The organism is Ruania alba, from assembly GCF_900105765.1.
Taxonomy (GTDB): Bacteria; Actinomycetota; Actinomycetes; order Actinomycetales; family Beutenbergiaceae; genus Ruania; species Ruania alba.
In genome coordinates, this window is record NZ_FNTX01000002.1 from 2206856 (window position 1) to 2226859 (window position 20004).

Here is a 20004-nt window from a genome sequence, read left to right on the forward strand (position 1 = left end):
GGCATGATCGTCGACTCCGCCGAGGTGGATCCCAGCGCCGTGATCGGCGAGGGCTCGAGCATCTGGCAGCTCGCCCAGGTGCGCGAGAACGCCGAGATCGGGCCGGGCTGCATTATCGGCCGCGGCGCCTACATCGGCACCGGGGTGCACCTCGGTGCGCACTGCAAGGTGCAGAACCACGCCCTTGTCTACGAACCCGCCCATCTCGAGGACGGTGTGTTCGTGGGACCGGCCGTGGTCCTCACCAACGACCAGTTTCCCCGTGCCATCAACCCCGACGGCAGCCGCAAGTCCGGCGCCGACTGGGATCCCGTGGGTGTCACGCTCCGGGAGGGCTGCGCGATTGGCGCCCGCGCCGTGTGCGTGGCCCCGGTGACCGTGGGCCGGTGGGCCACCGTGGCCGCCGGCGCCGTGGTCACCAAGGACGTGCCCGACCACGCCCTGGTGGCCGGGGTACCGGCCCGCCGGATCGGCTGGGTCGGCCGCGCAGGCGTCCCGCTCCAACCGCACGAGACGAACCCGAGCACCTGGACCTGTCCCCGCACCGGGGAGCAGTACGTTGCGATCGACGGCGTACTCCAGGTGGCCGACCCCGAGGAGACCTGAGTGACCCAGCCCCAGATCCCCGCCGCGAAACCGATCATCGGCGACGAGGAACGCGCCGCCGTCGACCGGGTGCTGCAATCCGGAATGCTCGCCCAGGGCCCCGAGGTGGCCGCCTTCGAGCAGGAGTTCTCCGAGGCCGTGCTGGGCGGGCGCACCTGCGTGGCCGTCAACTCCGGTACCTCCGGCCTACACCTGGGCCTGCTCGCCGCCGGCATCGGCCCCGGGGACGAGGTGATCGTCCCCTCGTTCACCTTCGCCGCCACCGGCAATTCGGTCGCCCTGACCGGTGCCACCCCCGTCTTCGCCGACATCGAGCTGGACACCTTCGGCCTCGACCCGGTCTCGGTGGCCGCTGCCGTGACCGATCGCACGACGGCGATCATGCCGGTCCACCTGTACGGTCACCCGGCCGACATGGCCGGCCTGCAGGCGGTGGCCGACTCCCACGGGCTACGCGTGTTCGAGGATGCGGCTCAGGCGCACGGGGCGACGTTGCACGGGGATCCGGTGGGCACCTTCGGTGACTTCGCCATGTTCTCGCTGTACCCGACGAAGAACATGACCTCCGGTGAGGGCGGCATGGTCGCCGTCGCCACCGAGCAGATCGCCCGCACGCTGCGCCTGTTGCGCACCCAGGGGATGGACCGCCCGTACGAGAACGAGCTGGTCGGCTTCAACGCCCGGATGACCGACGTCCACGCCGCCATCGGGAGGGTCCAGCTGGCCAAGCTTGCCGGTTGGACCGCCACCCGGCAGGCGAACGCCGCCGCCCTCACCGAGGGCCTGGCCGGCATCCCCGGGGTGGTGACGCCCACTGTCACCCCAGGCGCCACGCACGTCTACCACCAGTACACGATCCGGCTGGACGGTGCCTCGGGCGACGAACGGGACGCCGTCGTCGATCGCCTGCGCGAGCAGGGGGTGGGGTGCGGGGTGTACTACCCGATCCCGAACCATCGGTTGCCCTCGCTCGCCTCCTATGCACCGGATCTGCAGCTCCCGGTCACCGAGCAGGCGGCGCGCGAAGTGCTCTCCCTGCCGGTGCATCCCAGCCTGACCGAAGCAGATCTGGAGCGGATCATCACGGGCGTCACCGGCGCCGTCGGGAGTGGGACATGACGAACCTGCGAGCGGGCCTGATCGGCCTGGGCATGATGGGGCGGCACCACGCGCGGGTGCTGCGCCAACTGGAGGGTGTGGATCTGGTGGCCGTGGCCGATCCAGGCGGCGACCCGCACGGGGTGGCCGGTGGCCTCCCCGTCCTACCGGACGTGCACGCCCTGATCGAGGCCGGGATCGACTACGCGATGGTGGCGGTGCCCACGCGGTTCCACACCGAGACCGGGCTGGCGCTGGCCGAGGCGGGTGTGCACGCCCTCGTGGAGAAACCGCTCGCCACCGACACCGCCGGGGCGCGCCAGTTGGCGGAGGCGTTCGAAGCCGCCGGCCTGGTGGGTGCTGTCGGGCACATCGAGCGCTACAACCCGGCCCTGCAGTCCCTGCGTGCCCGCCTGGAGAACGGCGACCTGGGGGACGTCTACCAGATCGCCACCCGCCGGCAGGGCCCGTTCCCGGCCCGGATCGCCGACGTCGGGGTGGTCAAGGACCTCGGCACGCACGACATCGACTTGACCGCCTGGGTGGCCCAGCGGGAGTACACCGCCGTCTCCGCCCGCACCGCGAACAAGTCCGGGCGCGAGTATGAGGATCTGGTCTCGGTGACCGGCGTGCTCAGCGGTGGCCTGGTGACCAACCATTTGGTGAACTGGCTCTCCCCGATGAAGGAGCGCGTCACCGTGGTGACGGGGGAGAAGGGCGCCTTCGTGGCCGACACCCTGCTCGCCGACCTCACCTTCCACGCGAACGGGCTGGTGGCGACCACCTGGGCCGATGTGGCGCAGTTCCGCGGCGTCTCCGAGGGGGATGTGGTGCGCTACGCGATCGACAAGCCGGAACCGTTGCGCACCGAGCACGAGGCGTTCCGGGATGCGGTGCTGGGCAAGCCGGCCGATGTGGTGACCATGGCGCAGGGGCTGGCCACCGTGGCGGTGGCCGAGGCCGTGCTGCGCTCCGCCGAGACGGGGACCACGGTCCAGCTGTGAGGCCGCGGGTCACCCTGGTCTCCCGGATCTTCGCGCCCGAACCCTCGGCCGCGTCGTTCCGGCTCGCCGCCCTGGTGCGCGGGTTGGCGGGGGCGGGGGCCCGGGTGGAGGTGCTCACCGTCGAGCCCCCCGACGGCGGCCCTTCCGCTGGTCACGGGCCCTCGAGTGTGCTGCCGGCTCGGGTGCACCGGGCGCGCGTGCTGCGCGACGAGGCGGGATATGTGCGCGGGTACCTGCCGTATCTGAGCTTCGACGTGCCGCTGGTCTGGCGGGTGCTGCGGGCGCGCCGTCCGGACGTGTACGTGGTGGAGCCACCGCCGACGACCGGTGCGGTGATCCGGGTGCTCGCGGCGCTGCGGGGGCGGCCGTACGTGTACTACGCGGCGGACGTGTGGTCGGATGCGTCGGCCTCGACCGGAGCACCCGGGGCGGTCGTGCGGGTGGTGCGGGCCCTGGAGGGGTTCGCCCTGCGTGGCGCCGCGGCCGTGCTCTCGGTCTCCGACGGCGTCACCGAGCGGGTGCAGGCGCTCGGGGCGCGGCACGTGGTCACCGTGGGCAACGGGGTGGACACGGACATCTTCACTCCCGGCGACCCGCCGCCGCATTCGAACGGGGTTCCGTCATCCGAACACGGTTCCGAGCGCCCGGAACCCCGTTCGAATGACGGAACCCCGTTCGAGCGTGAGGTGCCGTTCCTGCTCTATGCGGGCACGGCCTCGGAGTGGCAGGGCGCGGAGGTGTTCGCCGAGGCGATGCCGCGGGTGCTCGAGGAGGTGCCCGGTGCTCGCCTGGTGTTCCTCGGGCAGGGCAGTTCGCGGGACCGGCTCAGTGAGCTCGCTGCCGGGGTGCCGGACGGCGCGGTCACCCTGCACGATCCGGTCAGTGCGGCCGAGTCAGCCCGGTGGCAGCGCCGGGCCACGGCGGCGCTGGTGAGCCTGCGCCCGGGGATCGGGTACGACTTCGCGATGCCGACGAAGATGTTCGCCGCGCTTGCGTGCGGGACGCCGGTCGTGTTCGCCGGCCCGACGGAGGGGCCGGCCGCACACCTGCTCGACGAAGCCCGGCTCGGCTGGGTCGGTGGCCATACCATCGACGATGCGGCCCGACTGATGATTGCGGCGCTGCGTGCCCCCGACGATCCGGCGGAGCGGGAGCGCCGGGTGGCATGGGTGCGCGAGCATCGCTCCCTCGCGGCGGCGGGGGAGCGGGCGGCGCGGGCAGTGCTCGACGTGCGCCGACCCCAGCCCCTGCACCGCTGACCGAGTCGACGGGTATACGTCAGCTCGGGGCGCAAGGGCGCCCAGCGCGACGCATACCCGTCGCTCCGGCCGCCGTGAAGCCGGAGCAGAAGGTACTGCTCAGTGCTCTCCGCTGCCGAGGTGCCCGGCCAGGCGCTCGTGCCGGCGAGCACTGTCCTCATTCATCCCGACGATCCGCACGTTCTTCCCGCGGGATGCGTACTTCGTGCTGATCGAGTCCAGCGCGGCCACCGATGAGGCGTCCCAGATGTGCGCCTGCGACATGTCGATCACGATGTTGGTCGGATCGCCGGTGTAGTCGAACTGGTAGTACAGGTCGTTCGAGGAGGCGAAGAACAACTCCCCGGTGACGGCGTAGACGCGCGTGTCATCCTCGTCGCTGGCGTCCAGCCGGGTCACCGTGGTGAAGTGCGCCACTCGGTGGGCCACCAGGACCACGGCGATCACCACACCGGCGAGCACCCCGTAGGCGAGGTTGTGCGTCCAGACCGTCACGACCACTGTCGCGACCATCACGGTGATTTCGGTCTTCGGCAGGCGCTTGAGGGTGTTCGGCTTGATGGAGTGCCAATCGAAGGTGGCGACCGACACCATGACCATCACCGCCACCAGTGCGGCCATCGGGATCAGCTCGACGACGTCCCCGAGTGCCACGAGGAGGATGAGGAGGAAGACACCGGCGAGAAAGGTGGAGATCCGGGTGCGTGCGCCGGAGGCCTTCACATTGATCATCGTCTGGCCGATCATCGCGCAGCCGCCCATACCGCCGAAGAACCCGGAGACGACGTTCGCCACGCCCTGCCCCCAGGACTCGCGGGTCTTGTTCGAGTGCGTGTCGGTGATGTCGTCCACGAGCTTGGCGGTCATCAACGACTCCAGCAGACCCACCATCGCCATCGCCAGCGCGAACGGGGCGATGATCTGCAGAGTTTCCAGGGTGAGCGGCACGTTGGGGAAGAACAGTTCGGGCAACGAGTCCGGCAGGCCGTGCTCGGTCTGGTCGCCCACGTTGGGCACGTTGATTCCGCCCAGGACCACCGCGCCGGTCAGTGCGACGATCGCCACGAGCGGTGCCGGGATCACCTTCGTGGCCTTCGGGAAGAGCACGATGATCGCGATTCCGGCCGCCACCAGCGGGTACACCGGCCACGGGACGTTGAACACGTGCTCCAGCTGAGCCATGAAGATGATGATGGCCAAGGCGTTGACGAACCCGACCATCACCATGCGCGGGATGAACCGCATCAGCTTCGCCACTCCGAGCACCCCGAGCACCACCTGCAGGATCCCGGCCAGGATGACCGCCGCGATCAGGTAGTCGAGGTTGTACTCACGCCCCAGCGGCCCGACGATCACGGCGGTGGCGGCGGTCGCAGCGGAGATCATCGCCGGACGACCGCCGACGAAGGCGATCGTGACCGCCATCGTGAACGCGGCGAACAATCCCACCCGCGGGTCGACCTTGGCGAGCAGAGAGAAGGCGATCGCCTCGGGGATCAAGGCAATGGCCACCACGAGGCCACCGAGCACCTCGGTGCGCAGCCGGCGTGGGGACTTCAGCGCCGCGAGGACACCGTAGGACTGGTCGGCCTCCGGCGCACCGGTCACGGGCTGCGGGTTGGGAGCGGGATCGGGCACACGGGCGGGAGTGTCGTTCGACACGCAGCATTCCTTCGCAGGTTCTGGGGCTCAGCGCCCCGTGGCACCGGCATGCGCCAGTACCTCGGACAGGTACGGTGCACGCGACGCTGCGTACGAAACTGGTGGATGGGCTCGGGGCTGGCCGGCGGATCGGGTCCGCTCGCGCCGTCAGCGATCATACCCTCACGTAAGGGGAGGGTTGTCCGGCCGTCTCGCGGACCGGACGCTACGCCGTCGGCCGCTGAGTCAGCCCGGCGCGCAAGGTGCGCGTGAACTCCTCCGCGTTCGCCAACCGACGGCGCAGGCGTGCGCACCGCTCGTCGGCCATGGCTTCGTACTGTGCGAGCCGTTCCCGCGCCTGCGCGTGCGTCTGATCGTGCACGTGCTCGCCACCGGGATCCACGGCCACGGTGTCGAAGGCGTCCAGCAGGTCACGCATCTCCTCGAGGCTGAAGTCCAGCGGTTTCATCCCCATCACCACGCGTAGTCGCTCCACATCGGCCTCGGTGTATAGGCGGAATCCACCGGCCGACCGAGCCGACGGGGTGATCAGGCCCACTTCCTCGTAGTACCGGATCGTGCGCAGGGAGAGCCCGGTGGCCTCGGCCACGGCACCAATCTGCATGTGCTTGTGTGCGGGGTCGGCTCCCACTTCTACCTCCGATCGACGTCGAGCCATGGTAGGCCGAGCGGGCGAAGGACGCCGTCCGCACCGGTCCTCGACGTCTGGCGCTCAGACGACTTGCTCAGGGTTGGGCGACACCCGGGTCGTGGTCGCGGCGAACCGAGCGATGTTGGCCAGAGAGCCGAGCCGGTGGCGGTTCTTCCAGGCGAACGCCATCCGCGGGCCCAACGCATAAGGCCCGAACACCCGGTTGATGGCGATTGCTCTCGCGTCGCGGTCCCGGCTGGTGCTCCACTGACTACCCGAGCTCAGGTGCGGGTGCATGCCGAAGGTCTCTGGGACGGCTTCACCGCGCAACCCGGCCGAGAGAAGGTCCGCGATGAAGATGTACTCGTCGCCGAGGTGGTAGCTGGCGCCGGCACCGAACCGCTCATCGAAGCGAACTCCTGCCGCTCTGACCTGATCCAGATCGATCAGCATCTCGTATGTTGCCGCCTTGGCAGAGTTGAAGCGGGTCAGCGGGACGGTGTGGAGCGGGTACTGCTTTCGTAGCGCACCCGAGGGGTCGACCCCGCGGCCGAGTGCGATGGCGTGGCCGGTGCGGGTCAGGTGGGCGATCCCGGTACGAACACCCGTCAGGTCCACCTGAACGTCGTCGTCGCAGAACAACAGGTAGCGTCCGCGCGCAGCGGCGATCACCGCGTTTCGGCTTCGGGCCACTCCGATCCCGGGCAGGGGGAGTGCCCGTACGTGCCCAGGAAGCTTGGGCGCTTGTCCGCCTTGTACGCATGCCAGGACTTCCAGATCGGGTTCAGGCGGCGGAATCGATATCCGGCCTGCGCGTGGTGCAAGGGTCGAGTACCCGATACTCAGGATGGGCGTGCTCATGGCTCTCCTCGCCGCGCGGACGCACGAGCGAAACGCATCACCGCCGCGGACAGCGAGCCGAGCTGGCCTGCGACTAGGCGGAGCGCGAGAAACATGACAATGGCGTCGGCAGTGCTCACTGCTCCGACAATGGTGCGAAGCAGCATCACCGTGAGCACGAGGACCATCGCCATGCTGGCTACGACCGATCCGAGTTCAGCAGCCCTGATCCGATCCCCGAGTCGCGTTGCGATTGGCACGCTTCCCGGCCGCGTCCCTGTCGCGACGTACCCTCGTTGTGCATCCAGCTGATGGCGAAAAAGGTAAGAGACGAATATGAGAACGGCGACTGTCGCGACGGCGTTGGTCGCTCCGGTGACCCAGTCCAGCATGAGGAAGAGGACACCGAACGCCAACGCCTGTACTAGAGATATCAGGACGCCAGAGAGTTCAAAAGCCATCGCCCATTCCCAGCTCTCCTGGCTGGGAGTCTTCTGGCGCTGGCCTGCTTCGAACGCGTTCCGGAACACGCGAACGCGCGCGAAGCGCACGACGTGGTGCGCGCCGCGGGCGAGGCCCAGTGCTACCAGGAAAACTGCTACGGGTCCGGCGGCATCAGCGAGGTTCTCGTACTTGTTGACCCCGTCGACCACTAGGGTGGAGAAGAGTCGAAGTACGAGCATCTCCGTGACGGGGATGGCCGCCATCAGAACGATTAGTACAGCCACTGCAAACTTGCTACGCCGTGTGGTGAACAGTCGCCTGAATGCTGCGCCAAGGTGACTGATCATGTCAGTCCTGGGCGTCCAGGAGTGCCGAGACCCCTTCGCGTACTGCTGCTTCGATCTCGTCGAGTTTCTCGGTACTGATCGCTTCCTGCGTGATCATGTTGTTCAGACCTGCCGTTCGCAAGTCTGTACCAACCGGGATCGGTTCGTAGCGTCGGGACAGGCCCATGCCTTCGCAATAGTCCTGATACTTGATTCCAGTCCCGTGCACGGAGGACTCGAATCCTTCGAACGTGATCAAGGCACACGGGATTCCGTACGAGTGGCAGGCGATCATCACATGCATGGCACTGGTGACTACCGCGTCGTAGCCAATGAGCTCGCCTAGGAATCGTTGTACGGCGTCCGGGTGCGAGAGGAGGACGCTCAACTCGTCCATGTTCTCCAGCGTCTTCAGCGGGAGATTGGCGTGGGTGAAGTGCCGGACTAGGGCGATTCTGCCGTTCGTCTCGCCACGCTCCAGCGGCAGCACGCGGGAGAGCAGGGCTCCAGGATCGCCCCAGCTCTCCACCTGGGGTCCGCCACTGTCAGCAACAACCTGTGCGGTAATCGGACCACGGACGGAGAAGTAGCGGGCCGTGGCATCGAGTTCGATGTCCGTCGAGGAGACACCGGTGCCGATCACGAAGGACCGTGGCCGGATGAACCGGCCGATGGAGCCGATGGAGATCAGGTGGTCGCCGGCGGATCGGGCCGTGGGACTCACGTATGAGATGGAGCGGTCTGTCTGGCTCGCGACGATCAACGGGCTGAGCCAGTCGCCGAAATTGCCTGGGAACGGGCGCGGCCACCAGACCAGTGGAACGGTGGTGTCGTCCGGTTTCCTCGCGACGAAGTGTGCATACGTGTCGGCGGCCCGCTTGGCCGCGATCTCGGCCTCGGACGGGATCCCCGAGGACGAGAGGCGTGCGAATGCCGTCTCGACGCGGTCCAGGTCACCACGCTGACCCGCCATCACCATCTCCTTGGTGATGCGCGCCCGGTGCGGTGAGCCCGCGCCGGTGCCGGAGAGCCGGTCCGCCTCCGCACCGCCGCCGGTGAGTGCGTGGGTGATCCCGATCGTGTCCGCGAAGCGCCGCAACGGCCGCGCGGCGGCGCTGGGGAGTCGACGTTCGACGGCTTTGGCACCAAGAAGGGCCTTCCGACGTACCAGATGTGTGAGCGGGGTGCCCAGCGGATCGCCGACACGATCGTGTTGTGTCACCTTGCCTTTGAACTCGCTGACGTTGCCACTGGAGCCGAACGAGAAGAAGGTCGACACGCCGGTAACCGCGCTCGCCTTGGAGAGGACCGAAGCAGAGGGGATGACCTGAAAGGTCAAGCGCGCAGCATTGGAACGCCACGACTCCTCGAAGAAATAGTCGTCGGTCGCCTTGATAGTGGCGCTGGATTCGAGGAGCTGGGCGTCCTTGATGAACTTCCTACCGCCGATGGTCGTATTTATTCCGAAGAAGCACGGTTCCCAAAATCGGGTGCGGTGGGCGTAGCCGATTCGCATCGGCGAGCCGAAGCCGCGTTGGAATCCGATGAGGTCGGCCGTTGATTCCGCTACGTAGGTGGGGAGTTCCAGAAGCTGACAGTCAACATCGATCCAGAAGACCTTCTTGTCCGGGTTCTGCTCGCAGACGTTCGCCAGGAACGGAATCTTCTTCCGACAGATGTCCGCCCAATCTTCTCCACTGTTCTTCTGAATTTCTTGAATCTCGTAGCTGATTCCAAGTCGGTCCAAGTTTTTCTGGAGGGTACGTGCGTGTTCGCGGTAGTAGTCATCCGCAGTGTAGAAAGAGCACACGACGAGGTGTGAAAGGTCCATGGGTTACCTCAGTCCGGGGGGAGACAAGGATTTGCAGGCCAGCGGCGCTCGGGCAATAATTAAGCGTAGCTATGCTGACCGATGGCGCGGGCAGGGTTCGTCTGTGACTGTTCTCACATGGCTGGCATCGGTCTGTACCAGTGGAGCGCGGGTCGGATTAGGCTCAAGGGTGGGCTCGACGAGTCCGCTCGGTCGACGACGAGAATGTGAGGGTTCGGATGGGCGCGCTGTGGCGCATCATGCGCGAGCTCCTGACCGTGCTGCCCGCGGGAAGCTCCCGGTTCATCGTCGGCTTCGCCGTGGCGCTTGGTGCCCTGGCGATCCTGGACGTCGCCGCCCTGGGCCTGCTAGCGGTCACCCTGACGCCGCTGCTCTCCGGAACGGATGTCACCGTTCCGTTGCTGGGTACGGTGCCGAACGAGCGACTGCCCGTGCTGCTGGTGGCGGTAGGCGTGCTGATCGTGGCCAAGAGTGTGTTCGCGATCGGACTGCAGTGGTTCGCCACCCGCAGGTTCGCCCGGTTCGAGCAGGAGCTCGGCGCGCGGCTGCTCGCGGCCTTCTTCTCCTCGCCCTGGACCGACCGGCTCGGCCGCAACTCCACGGACCTGGTGCGCTCCACCGACGTCGGCGTGGGCACCACGGTGACCGGTGTGCTCATCCCCGCCGCGATGCTCTCCGGGGAGATCGTCACGTTCGCCGCCGTCCTCGGCGTGCTCGTCGTTGCCCAACCACTGGTGGCACTCGCGGCGATCGGCTACTTCGGCGTGATCGGTGCGGTGCTCTACCTGTGGGTACTGCGCAAGGCCGTGGCCGCCGGGAAACGGAACCGGGAGCACTCCACCCGCTCGGTGCGGCTCGTCGCCGAGATGATGCACTCGCTGAAGGAGATCACCCTGCGCGGCAAGGGACCCGAGGTGGCCGAGGTGGTGCGCCGCGAACGGTATGTCTCCTCGCGCGCCCGGGCCGAGATGAGCTTCCTCGGGGTGATCCCGCGGTACGTGCTCGAGGCCGGGCTGATCGGCGGGCTGGCCCTCGGCGCCCTCGTCGGTTATCTGCAGCATCTGGGTGATGGGGAGCAACAAGCCATGCAAGGTGCCTTGAGCGCGGTGGCGCTGTTCGCCGTCGCCGGCTTCCGGATCGTGCCCTCGCTGACCCGGTTCCAGTCGATCATGGCCCAGACCGGCGCGTCGATGCCGTTCGCGCGCCAAGTGCTGGATGAGATCCGCGCCGCCGCCGATCGCCGCGATCCCGAAGCCCCCGGTGGGGACGATCCGGTACCTGAGGGCGCCCGCGCGTTGCGTGCCGAGGGCGTCAGTTTCCGCTATCCCACGGGCGAGCGCGACGCCGTGCACCAGGTCTCCTTCGACCTCCCGTTCGGCTCGTCGTTGGCGCTGGTGGGCGCCTCGGGATCCGGCAAGTCCACGCTGGTGGACTTGCTGCTCGGGCTGCTGCAGCCGACGGCGGGGCACATCCTGATCGGCGATGTCCCGATGGAGCGGGTGCTCACCGACTGGCGCTCCCGGGTGGGCTACGTGCCGCAGGAGGTGTCCCTGTTCGACTCCACGGTGGCCCAGAACGTGGCGCTCAGTTGGGATCCGGAGCAGGTGGATGAGGAGCGAGTGCGCCGCGCCCTGGCCCGTGCGCAGATCCTGGACGTGATCGACGAGCGACCGGGCGGCATCCACACCCGCGTGGGGGAGCGGGGTCTGGCACTCTCCGGTGGGCAACGTCAGCGGCTCGGGATCGCCCGCGCGCTGTACACGGACCCGCTGGTGCTGATCATGGACGAGGCCACCTCCGCACTGGACACCTCCACCGAGGCGGCCGTGACGTCGGCGATCGCCGAGCTCAGCGGCGAGGTCACGATCGTGGTGGTGGCACATCGACTGGCCACGATCCGGCACAGCGACACGGTCTGTTTTATGCGAGAGGGGGAGCTGGTGGCGCACGGCACGTTCAGGGAGGTGGTGGCCGCCGAACCGGACTTTGCTCAGCAGGCCGCCCTGGCCGGGCTCGTGGGTGAGGACCGATGAGCGAGGACGTCGGGCACGCCGGTGCCGGCGACCGGCTGCGTACTCGTGGCGGGCACACCACACGCGTGGCGCTGCTGGTCTACAACGACGCCGAGGCGGACGCCCGGGTGCTCAAGACCGCGGCCACGTTGCGCGCCGCTGGGTGCGAGGTGCGCATCATCGCCGTGGCCCGTGAGCGCACCGGCCGCAGTGCGGGCCAGCACACCCTTCCCGACGGCGTCACACGGGTCCGCGTTCCCGAGTTCGCCCTGGCGAGCGCCCTCCCGGCCCTGGCCGGTGCCTACCAGCGGGTGCTCGCCCGGGTGCGTGGCGCCGCGACCCCAGGCGTCGGCACGCCGACATCCTCGGCGACGTCACCAGGGCCGGATCCTGCGAAGGGTGCAGTGCCGTCGCGAACCGGCCGCGCTTCGACAGCAACGCACCCCACGCGCGGGTTGCTCGGCCGGATGGCCGCCCGGGTCGCCGACCTGGGGATGCGCGCCTATCTCACCGTCAGCCTCGCCTCCTACTGGCGGGCCGCGATCGCCGACGGCGTGGCGTTCAGCCCGGACGTGATCCACGCCAACGACGGCAATACTCTCTACCCGGCGATGCGGATCGCCCGGCACACCGGCGCCCGGATCCTCTACGACGCCCACGAGTTGTGGCGCCACCGCAATGTCCGGCACCGCCCGCTCGCCCGGCATGTCGACCACCTCGTCGAGCGGGTCGGGATCCGTCGCGCCGCCGCCGTGATCACCGTCTCCCCGAGCATCGCCGAATGGCTCCGTCGCACCTACCGGCTCCGTCGCGAACCCGCACTGGTGCGCAACATCCCGGCTGCCGCTCCGGTCCCCGACCGGGCGCACGGTCTGCTCCGCGAACGCGCCGGTCTCGGGCCGGAGTCCCCGGTGATCGCCTATGGCGGGCGGATCACCAGCAGCCGCGGCATCGAGGAGACCATCGACGCCCTCACCCACCTGCCCGGGGCGCATCTGGTGCTGCTCGGCTATGGCGAGGAGGACTACCTAGCGGTGGTCCGCCGTCGGGCGCTGACGGCCGGCGTGGCCGATCGGGTGCACCTGATCGGTGCGGTGCCCTCAAACGAGGTGGCCACGGCGCTCGCGGACGCCGACCTGTCGGTGGTCTACGTGCGACCCACCTGCCTGAGCTATGCGTACTCGCTGCCGAACAAGCTGTTCGAGGCGATCCACGCCGGCCTGCCGATCGTGGCCGCCGACCTGCCGGACACCAAGGCCGTGGTGCTCGAGCACGGGGTGGGGGAGATCTTCGCCGTCGACGGTGGCCCGGACCAGATGGCTGCCGCGATGCAGCGGGTGCTGGCCGACCCCGCGGCGTACCGCCGGGCAGCCCGCGAGGCAGCCACCGCGCTCACCTGGGAGGGGGAAGCCGCCGTGCTGCTCGCCGAGTACCGCCGGATCCTCTCGTGAGCCGTGCCCAGGTCTGGGTGATCTCGTTCTCACCGATCGCTGAGGACGCCCGGGTGCTCAAACAGGTGCGGGTGCTCGCTGCCGAGCATGAGGTGACGACCGTCGGCTACGGACCTGCTCCGGCTGAAGCGGTCGCCCATTACGAGATCCCCGCCGATCTGGTGGCCTGGCACAAGGACCGGCTCAGCTTGATGCTGCGCCGCTACCGGCGCGTGCAGGACATGAACGCGGTGATCGCCCACCTGCGCGCCACGCTGCCGGTGGGCCAGGCGGATGTGGTGGTGGCCAACGACGCCGACACCGTGCCGGTCGCGCTCGCGCTTCGACCACGTGCCGGCGTGCACGTGGACCTGCACGAGTATGCGCCGCGGGAGAACGAGGAGTCGTGGCGGTGGCGGCTGTTCGTGGCGCCCTACTACCGGTGGATCATCCGCCGGTTCGTCACCCGCGCCGACTCCGTCACCACCGTGGGGAAGGGGCTCGCGGCCGAGTACCGGCGCGAGTTCGGGATCGAGGCCGCGGTGGTGGAGAACGCCACCGCCTTCCACGACACTGAACCCACGTTGGTCCAGCAGCCAATCCGGCTGGTGCACTCGGGCAACGCGCGCCGCAACCGCACCCTGGAGCTGATGATCGACGCCGTGACGGACACCAGCACCGACGTCACCCTCGACCTGTTCCTGATGCCGAACGATCCGGCCTACCTCGCCGAGCTGAAGGAGCGGGCGAGGGCGGCCAACGTCGCTCTCGGTGGCGACCGGGTACGTGTGCACGATCCCGTGCCGTACGCCGATCTGGTGCCGACCCTGTGCGACTACGATGTCGGCGTCTTCGTGCTCCCGCCGCTGACGTTCAACTACCGGTGGACCCTGCCGAACAAGTTCTTCGACTTCGTACAGGCGCGACTCGGCATCATCGTCGGACCCTCGCCCGAGATGGCCGGCCTGGTGCGCGAGCACGGCCTGGGGGAGGTCACCGAGGAATTCACGACGGCGTCCCTCACCCAGGTGCTGGACCGGCTCACCCCGGAGATGGTGCAGCAGTGGAAGGCTGCCTCGCACGCCCGGGCGCCGGAGGTCGCAGCGGAGCGTCGGTCCGGCGGGTGGGTCGACGCGGTGCGGGTGTTGGTTGGCCGGTAGCGCAAGAAGACGAGTTGGATCGGCGCTCAGCGACGCAGCGCTGTTTCGGCCGCTTCGGCCAGGGCCGCAGCATTCCTCACGGCCGTCTTCGCGCGAGACATCGTGAGGTAGACGAGCCCGTAGTGTGAGCCGTCCTTCAACTCAAGGAGTCGCGCGAGTGAGCGGGACATATCCTTCCCGTTCGGCTCGACCTGTTCGAGGAGCGGCGTGGCCTCGCGGTGGTCCTGGCCGCGCGGACGTCGCCCGAGGTTCCGACAGCACAGCGAATCGGAGGCGGCGATTCCTGCGAGTACGGCGAGCGCTGCCGCAGCGCCTGGCGTTGCTAGATCGTCGTCGGCATCGAGGATGAGTTCCGCGGTGTCGAGGAACTTGCGTGATTGGGCCGCTCTCACCTTGGCCTCGGCGATGCTGCAGTCCTGAGTCCGTGGACCACGTGTCGCCATCAGTGGGGCTCCTTCCGAATCAGCCGGTCCAGCGGTGTACCGAAGACCACGACGGCGTCCTGGCGCCATTCGTCTACGATCGCCTCACCTGTTGTGACGTGACGGGCGAAATCGGTGTCGGTGATGTCGTAGACCTGGCAGTGGTTGCCGGTCCAGGCGAGCACGGATTCGCGAAGGGTGTCCACCTGGTTGGTCCACCGGGGCTCGTCCGGGGTTCGATGCACGATCAGGATGTCGATGTCACTGTCAACGTTCCCGTCGCCGCGTGCTGCGGAACCGAACACGGCCACTGTTGTTGGTTCGATCTCCCACGACATGGTGAGGCGACGGAGGCGGCCGAAGAGGTCGTGTCGCAGTTCCGTCAGTGCACGCACGGCAGGCCACGCAATGTGGTCACGGTTCGCCACGTACAGCGTGGCCCGTCCGGCCCTGGTCGCATGGACCAGTCCATGCTCCACCAAGCGGTTCAATACGAGTCGCACCCCAGACTCGCTGCCGGTACCCGTGAGGCGGTGTATCTCGCGGCCCGTGAGTGCACGGGACGTGCCCGCCAGAACCTCCAGTACGGGGCCCTCCAGAGAGGGAATGACGGCCGTCAGTGGTCGACTCACATCCATCAGCGCCTCGCCTCACATCACAGATCACCAGTAGCAGAATTCTACTGATATCAACAGAATACTGTGGATGAGCGCAGAATACTACAGACAAGACGTTGTGAGATCGGGCGTCCGTCGGCGGCGAATGAGTAGGTCGGTTCCGCGTTCACCCGTCACGCTCAGGTCATTCAGGGTGTGATCGGCGCCCCCGCCCAGATGCAGAGCCAGTCGCCGGTTGAGACGATCGGGACCATGAACCAGAACGTCTTCGTTCTCGGGTTGGACGAGGCGAACGCGGAGGTGCTGCGCTCGCTGGACGGCGCCGACTCGCTCGCGTTCCACCAGCTCCTGACCCGGGACGAGTTGCAGCAGGGGGAGGTGAACGTCCCGGATCTGCTCGACCGCGCTGAGGTCCAGTTGACGGCCTTCGACGGCACGGTGGATGCGATCGTCAATTTCTGGGACTTCCCGGCCACGATGATGGCTCCGATCCTGTGCGCGCGCCGCGGTCTGCCCTCGGCCGACCTGGGCGCGGTGGTGCGCTGCGAGCACAAGTACTGGAGCCGGCTGGTGCAGAGCCGCGTCACTAACTCCCTGCCGGCGTTCGGTCTGCTCGATCTGGACGCCGACGAGCCGCATCTGCCTGACGGGGTGAGCTACCCGGCATGGATCAAACCGGTGGAGTCGGCGTCCTCCGAAGGCGCTTATCGGGTCGCCGACCAGCCCCAGCTCGCCGACGTCCTTCCGCGGGCCCGGGAGGACGTCACCCGGATGGGGCGACCGTTCGAGGACGTGCTGGCGATGCTCCACCTGCCCCCGGAGATCGAACAGGTGGGTGGCACCGCCTACATGGCTGAGGAGGTGGCCGACGGCCATCAGATGACGCTGGAGGGATTCGTCGCCGACGGCACCGTCACCGCGTACGGACTGGTGGCCTCCATCAACTACCCGGACAGTTCCAGCTTCCTGCGCTACCAGTACCCGGCTCCGGTGCCCTTGGCCGTCCGCGACCGGATCGTGGAGATCTCCACCCAAGTCATCGCCGCGACGGGTCTGGACACCTCCACCTTCAACATCGAGTACTTCTGGGACCCGGAGACGGGCCGGATCCGGCTGCTGGAGATCAATGCACGGCACTCCCAGGAGCACGCCCGCCTCTTCGAGATGGTCGACGGCGTCCCGAACCATGCCGCGATGGTGCGCCTGGGCCTGGGGCAGGTCCCCGATCCGCCCCGGGGCGAGCGGCGGCGGTACCCGATGGCGGCGAAGTGGTTCCTGCGGCACTTCAGCGATGGCATCGTGCGGCGCGTTCCGGACGAGTCGACGCTCGCCAGGCTGGAGGAGCGCCTTGATGGCTCCGTCCACGTCCGTGCCACCGAGGGCACCCGGCTGTCCGCCGGTTACGGCGAGGACAGCTACAGCTACGTCCTCGCCGAGGTCTTCGTCGGAGGGGAGGACGAGGAGGAGCTGAGGCGCAAGTACGACGAGTTCCGGGACGGCGTGGAGTTCGAGATCGACGACGTCGAGGAGGCCTGAGTGCGTATCGTCACCTCCCTGCCCCACGAGGTGGAGGAGATCGAGCACCTGTGGATCGAGCTGCGCGACGGTACCCGCCTCGCCGCCCGTGCGTGGCGGCCGGTCTCGGCCCGGAGCGAACCGGTGCCGGGCATCGTGGAGATGATCCCGTATCGGCAACGCGATCTCACCGCGCAGCGGGACTCGATCCATCACCCGTACATGGCCGGCTATGGCTACGCGTGCCTGCGCGTGGACCTGCGGGGTAGTGGCAACTCCGAGGGCGTGCTGGAGGACGAGTACCTGGAGCAGGAACTCAGCGATGCCGAGGAGGTGCTGGCCTGGCTGGCCGACCAGCCCTGGTGCAACGGACGCACAGCGATGATGGGCATCTCCTGGGGCGGGTTCAACGCGCTGCAGGTCGCCGCACGGCGCCCACCGAGCCTCGGTGCCATCGTCACCGTCTGCTCCACCGACGATCGCTACACCGACGACGTGCACTACATGGGTGGCTGCCTGCTTACCGACAACCTGTCCTGGGCCTCGACGATGTTCGCCTACAACTCCTGCCCGCCGGACCCAGCGATCGTCGGCGAGCGCTGGCTGGACATGTGGCACCAACGCCTGGACGGGAGCGGGCTGTGGCTGGACACCTGGCTGCGTCACCAGCGCCGTGATGATTACTGGCGGCACGGATCGATCATCGAGGACTACTCCGCCGTCCAGGTGCCGGTGTTCGCCGTCAGCGGCTGGGCCGACGGCTACTCCAACGCCGTCTTCCGGCTGTTGGCGGGGTTGAACGCCCCCACGCGCGCGCTGATTGGGCCGTGGAGCCACAAGTACCCGCACCTGGGTCAGCCGGGCCCGGCGATCGGATTCCTGCAGGAGATGGTCACCTGGTGGGACCATTGGCTCAAGGATCGCACCGGCAACGGGGCGATGGACGGCCCGGCCCTGACCATCTGGATGCAGGACGCCGCGCCCCCGGCCACCACCTATGACGCGCGGCCCGGTCGGTGGGTGGGTGAACCGTCCTGGCCCAGCGATCGGATCGTGGAGCGCTCCTATCCGCTGGATCTGTACCGGATCCTCGAACCCGGGGAGGTGGCCTCCGGCCAGTCCGGGACGGTGCAGTCCCCGCTTTCGGTGGGGCAGTTCGCCGGAAAGTGGTGCTCCTACAACGCTCCGCCGGACATGCCCTACGACCAGCGCGAGGAGGACGGCGGCTCGCTGGTCTTCAACGGCCCGGAGCTGACCGAGCGGCTGGAGGCTCTCGGCGCTCCGGTCGCCGACCTGGAGATCTCGGTGGACCAGCCGGTGGCGCAGTTGATCGTCCGGCTCTCGGACGTCGGCACCGACGGTGCGGCGACGCGCGTGAGCTACGGCGTCGCCAACCTCACCCATCGCGAGGGCGCCGACGACCCGATGCCGCTACAACCGGGAGAGCACTACCGGGTGCGGGTCCCGATGAACGGTATGGCCCAGTCCTTCCCGCCCGGCCACCGATTGCGGATGTCTGTCTCGACCTCGTACTGGCCGGTCGTGTGGCCCTCGCCGGAGCCCGTGCAGCTGACCGTCTATCCCGACAGCAGCGCTCTCGTGCTCCCGGTGCGACCGAACGATGTGGATGAGGGTGCGATCGCTCCCTCGTTCGCCGAACCCGAGGGAGCGCCGCCGCTGAAGGTGACCCAGCTCGAGCCTGCCGAGCATGACTGGCGGGTGAGCCGGAACATGGTGGACCTGTCCGGCGCGCTCGAGGTGGTCAAGAATCTCGGTGCGGTGCATTTCGAGAACATCGATCTCACCGTGCACCGGAACGCCTATGAGCGGTACAGCTTCGTTGCTGAGGACTTCAACTCGGTGCGTGGAGAGACGGTCTGGGAGCTGGGTTTCGGCCGCGGCGACTGGCAGACGCGCGCGACCACGCGCACGGTGCTGACCTCCAGCCCGACCCACTTCCACCTCTACGCCGAGCAAGATGCGTGGCACGGCGCCGAACGCGTCCACACTCAGACGTGGAGTCGGACGATTCCGCGCGATCACGTCTGAGCCAGCGCCTCCACCACTCGCTCCGCCGCATGCCCATCCCCATAGGGCGCCGCCTCGGTGGCCGCCGGCTGTGCCCGGGTGGCGGCCACCGCGATCTCCTCAGGCCGTGCCAGCACGTTCCACCCCAGCTCCACGGTCTCCACCCACTCGGTCTCCGTACGCACGGTGGTGCACGGCACCCGCAGCTCGAAGGCCTCCTTCTGCAGGCCGCCGGAGTCGGTGATCACTCCGCGGGCCTGCGAAACCAGCGCCACCAGGTCCGGGTAGCCGAGCGGCTCGTGCACGCGCACGCTCCCGAGGTCCAGCCGCAGCCCGTGCTCGGCAGCCTTCGCCCGAAGACGTGGGTGGGCGAGCAGCAGCACCGGATGGTCCACAGCGGCCAGTCCGTCGATGATCGCTGCCAGTCGTGCCGGGTCGTCGGTGTTCTCGGCCCGGTGCAGGGTGGCCACACTGAACCCGCGCGCCGTCATCCTGAACCGCTCCAGCAGCTCCGGCCCCGCACCGGTCACCGCTGCCGCGACCTGGTGCAGCACATCGGTCATCACGTCGCCGACCACCACGGTCCGCTCGGCGAGCCCCTCGCGAGCCAGGTGCGAGGCTGCCACGTCCGTGGGGGCCAGCAGGAGATCGGCGGTGTGGTCGGTGAGCACCCGGTTGTGCTCCTCCGGCATCCGCCGGTTGAACGAGCGCAGCCCCGCCTCCAGGTGTGCCACGGGTAGGTGCACCTTCACGGCAGCCAGGGCAGCCGCCAACGTCGAGTTCGTGTCCCCGTACACGAGCACCCAGTCGGGGGAGTGGGTCAGCAGCACGGGCTCCAGCGCCGTCAGCATCGCCCCGGTCTGCTCGGCATGCGAGCCGGACCCGATCCCGAGCTGCACGTCCGGGGTGGGGATCTGCAAGGTCGAGAAGAACACGTCCGAGAGCAGCTCGTCGTAGTGCTGCCCGGTGTGCACGATCACGTGCTCGACCCCTGCCGTCGCGCACGCAGCAGCCACCGGTGCCAGCTTGACGAACTGCGGACGCGCCCCGACCACGCTGAGGATCTTCACCTGACGGAGTCTATGGGCCGCGAGACGTTCTGGCCGGGCGGCGTCATCC

General features: G+C 68.3%; 17 protein-coding genes. 9 read left to right on the forward strand and 8 right to left on the reverse strand.

Annotated elements, in window-relative coordinates; all coding sequences use genetic code 11:
- Nucleotides 1-3: 3 nt before the first annotated feature.
- Genes BLU77_RS20245 through BLU77_RS20260 form a run of 4 tightly spaced genes read left to right on the forward strand, consistent with a single transcriptional unit; the run spans nucleotide 4 to nucleotide 3967 of the window.
- Complete coding sequence (locus tag BLU77_RS20245) at nucleotides 4-606, forward strand: acyltransferase (RefSeq protein WP_217632521.1); 603 nt, start codon at nucleotides 4-6, stop codon at nucleotides 604-606.
- Nucleotides 607-1725 (forward strand): DegT/DnrJ/EryC1/StrS family aminotransferase, encoded by a 1119-nt coding sequence (locus BLU77_RS20250; RefSeq protein WP_089775154.1) that lies wholly within the window; start codon nucleotides 607-609, stop codon nucleotides 1723-1725. It begins immediately after the preceding gene.
- Nucleotides 1722-2708 carry a Gfo/Idh/MocA family protein gene (locus BLU77_RS20255; protein ID WP_089775156.1) on the forward strand — a complete coding sequence of 329 codons (987 nt, stop codon included), beginning with the start codon at nucleotides 1722-1724 and terminating at the stop codon, nucleotides 2706-2708. Before BLU77_RS20250 ends, BLU77_RS20255 begins: the two co-directional genes overlap by 4 nt.
- Nucleotides 2705-3967 carry a glycosyltransferase family 4 protein gene (locus BLU77_RS20260; RefSeq protein ID WP_089775158.1) on the forward strand — a complete coding sequence of 421 codons (1263 nt, stop codon included), beginning with the start codon at nucleotides 2705-2707 and terminating at the stop codon, nucleotides 3965-3967. Before BLU77_RS20255 ends, BLU77_RS20260 begins: the two co-directional genes overlap by 4 nt.
- 99 nt (nucleotides 3968-4066) lie before the next feature.
- Here the strand turns inward: BLU77_RS20260 and BLU77_RS20265 are convergent, their stop codons facing one another.
- From BLU77_RS20265 to BLU77_RS20285, 5 genes are all read right to left on the reverse strand, one after another.
- Nucleotides 4067-5629, reverse strand: coding sequence for a SulP family inorganic anion transporter (locus tag BLU77_RS20265; protein ID WP_089775160.1), 1563 nt, complete (start codon nucleotides 5627-5629; stop codon nucleotides 4067-4069).
- 205 nt (nucleotides 5630-5834) lie between these two features.
- Entirely contained in the window at nucleotides 5835-6260 is a 426-nt protein-coding gene (locus BLU77_RS20270) for a MerR family transcriptional regulator (protein ID WP_342741482.1), read from the reverse strand.
- An 81-nt stretch (nucleotides 6261-6341) separates the two neighbouring features.
- The gene (locus BLU77_RS20275; RefSeq protein ID WP_089775165.1) at nucleotides 6342-7121 is read right to left on the reverse strand and encodes a glycosyltransferase; all 780 of its coding nucleotides are present in this window, start codon (nucleotides 7119-7121) and stop codon (nucleotides 6342-6344) included.
- On the reverse strand, nucleotides 7118-7807 hold the full coding sequence (locus BLU77_RS20280; protein ID WP_139177869.1) for a hypothetical protein: 690 nt from the start codon (nucleotides 7805-7807) through the stop codon (nucleotides 7118-7120). The genes BLU77_RS20275 and BLU77_RS20280 overlap by 4 nt, the downstream gene beginning before the upstream one ends.
- Nucleotides 7808-7892: 85 nt before the next feature.
- Nucleotides 7893-9701 carry a polysaccharide pyruvyl transferase family protein gene (locus BLU77_RS20285; RefSeq protein ID WP_089775169.1) on the reverse strand — a complete coding sequence of 603 codons (1809 nt, stop codon included), beginning with the start codon at nucleotides 9699-9701 and terminating at the stop codon, nucleotides 7893-7895.
- Nucleotides 9702-9919: 218 nt separating this feature from the next.
- On the opposite strand from BLU77_RS20285, the gene BLU77_RS20290 reads away from it, so the two are divergent.
- From BLU77_RS20290 to BLU77_RS20300, 3 genes are read left to right on the forward strand one after another with little or no spacing between them, the layout of a single operon-like run.
- Nucleotides 9920-11734 carry an ABC transporter ATP-binding protein gene (locus BLU77_RS20290; protein ID WP_089775170.1) on the forward strand — a complete coding sequence of 605 codons (1815 nt, stop codon included), beginning with the start codon at nucleotides 9920-9922 and terminating at the stop codon, nucleotides 11732-11734.
- Complete coding sequence (locus BLU77_RS20295) at nucleotides 11731-13164, forward strand: glycosyltransferase (RefSeq protein ID WP_089775172.1); 1434 nt, start codon at nucleotides 11731-11733, stop codon at nucleotides 13162-13164. The genes BLU77_RS20290 and BLU77_RS20295 overlap by 4 nt, the downstream gene beginning before the upstream one ends.
- Nucleotides 13161-14303, forward strand: coding sequence for a glycosyltransferase (locus tag BLU77_RS20300; RefSeq protein ID WP_089775174.1), 1143 nt, complete (start codon nucleotides 13161-13163; stop codon nucleotides 14301-14303). Before BLU77_RS20295 ends, BLU77_RS20300 begins: the two co-directional genes overlap by 4 nt.
- A 26-nt stretch (nucleotides 14304-14329) precedes the next feature.
- Here BLU77_RS20300 and BLU77_RS20305 read toward each other — a convergent pair whose 3' ends face one another.
- Both BLU77_RS20305 and BLU77_RS20310 read right to left on the reverse strand, forming a co-directional pair.
- Nucleotides 14330-14746, reverse strand: a complete 417-nt coding sequence (locus BLU77_RS20305; RefSeq protein WP_089775176.1) for a hypothetical protein — start codon at nucleotides 14744-14746, stop codon at nucleotides 14330-14332.
- Nucleotides 14746-15363, reverse strand: coding sequence for a nucleotidyltransferase domain-containing protein (locus tag BLU77_RS20310; protein ID WP_089775178.1), 618 nt, complete (start codon nucleotides 15361-15363; stop codon nucleotides 14746-14748). The genes BLU77_RS20305 and BLU77_RS20310 overlap by 1 nt, the downstream gene beginning before the upstream one ends.
- Nucleotides 15364-15594: 231 nt before the next feature.
- Here BLU77_RS20310 and BLU77_RS20315 point away from each other — a divergent pair, with 231 nt between their 5' ends.
- On the forward strand, nucleotides 15595-16878 hold the full coding sequence (locus tag BLU77_RS20315; protein ID WP_089776054.1) for an ATP-grasp domain-containing protein: 1284 nt from the start codon (nucleotides 15595-15597) through the stop codon (nucleotides 16876-16878).
- Entirely contained in the window at nucleotides 16879-18906 is a 2028-nt protein-coding gene (locus tag BLU77_RS20320; RefSeq protein WP_089775180.1) for a CocE/NonD family hydrolase, read from the forward strand. It abuts the gene before it with no gap.
- Here the strand turns inward: BLU77_RS20320 and wecB are convergent.
- Nucleotides 18897-19955, reverse strand: a complete 1059-nt coding sequence (gene wecB, locus BLU77_RS20325; RefSeq protein ID WP_089775183.1) for a non-hydrolyzing UDP-N-acetylglucosamine 2-epimerase — start codon at nucleotides 19953-19955, stop codon at nucleotides 18897-18899. The genes BLU77_RS20320 and wecB overlap by 10 nt on opposite strands.
- Between the last annotated feature and the right edge of the window lie 49 nt (nucleotides 19956-20004).

Coding starts and splice junctions, on each gene's coding strand:
- BLU77_RS20305 (WP_089775176.1), bottom strand. CDS start 14,746: ATGGCGACACGTGGTCCACGGACTCAGGACTGCAGCATCGCCGAGGCC.
- BLU77_RS20315 (WP_089776054.1), top strand. CDS start 15,595: ATGAACCAGAACGTCTTCGTTCTCGGGTTGGACGAGGCGAACGCGGAG.
- BLU77_RS20290 (WP_089775170.1), top strand. CDS start 9,920: ATGGGCGCGCTGTGGCGCATCATGCGCGAGCTCCTGACCGTGCTGCCC.
- BLU77_RS20295 (WP_089775172.1), top strand. CDS start 11,731: ATGAGCGAGGACGTCGGGCACGCCGGTGCCGGCGACCGGCTGCGTACT.
- BLU77_RS20310 (WP_089775178.1), bottom strand. CDS start 15,363: ATGGATGTGAGTCGACCACTGACGGCCGTCATTCCCTCTCTGGAGGGC.
- BLU77_RS20245 (WP_217632521.1), top strand. CDS start 4: ATGATCGTCGACTCCGCCGAGGTGGATCCCAGCGCCGTGATCGGCGAG.
- BLU77_RS20280 (WP_139177869.1), bottom strand. CDS start 7,807: ATGGCGGCCATCCCCGTCACGGAGATGCTCGTACTTCGACTCTTCTCC.
- BLU77_RS20255 (WP_089775156.1), top strand. CDS start 1,722: ATGACGAACCTGCGAGCGGGCCTGATCGGCCTGGGCATGATGGGGCGG.
- BLU77_RS20285 (WP_089775169.1), bottom strand. CDS start 9,701: ATGGACCTTTCACACCTCGTCGTGTGCTCTTTCTACACTGCGGATGAC.
- BLU77_RS20275 (WP_089775165.1), bottom strand. CDS start 7,121: ATGAGCACGCCCATCCTGAGTATCGGGTACTCGACCCTTGCACCACGC.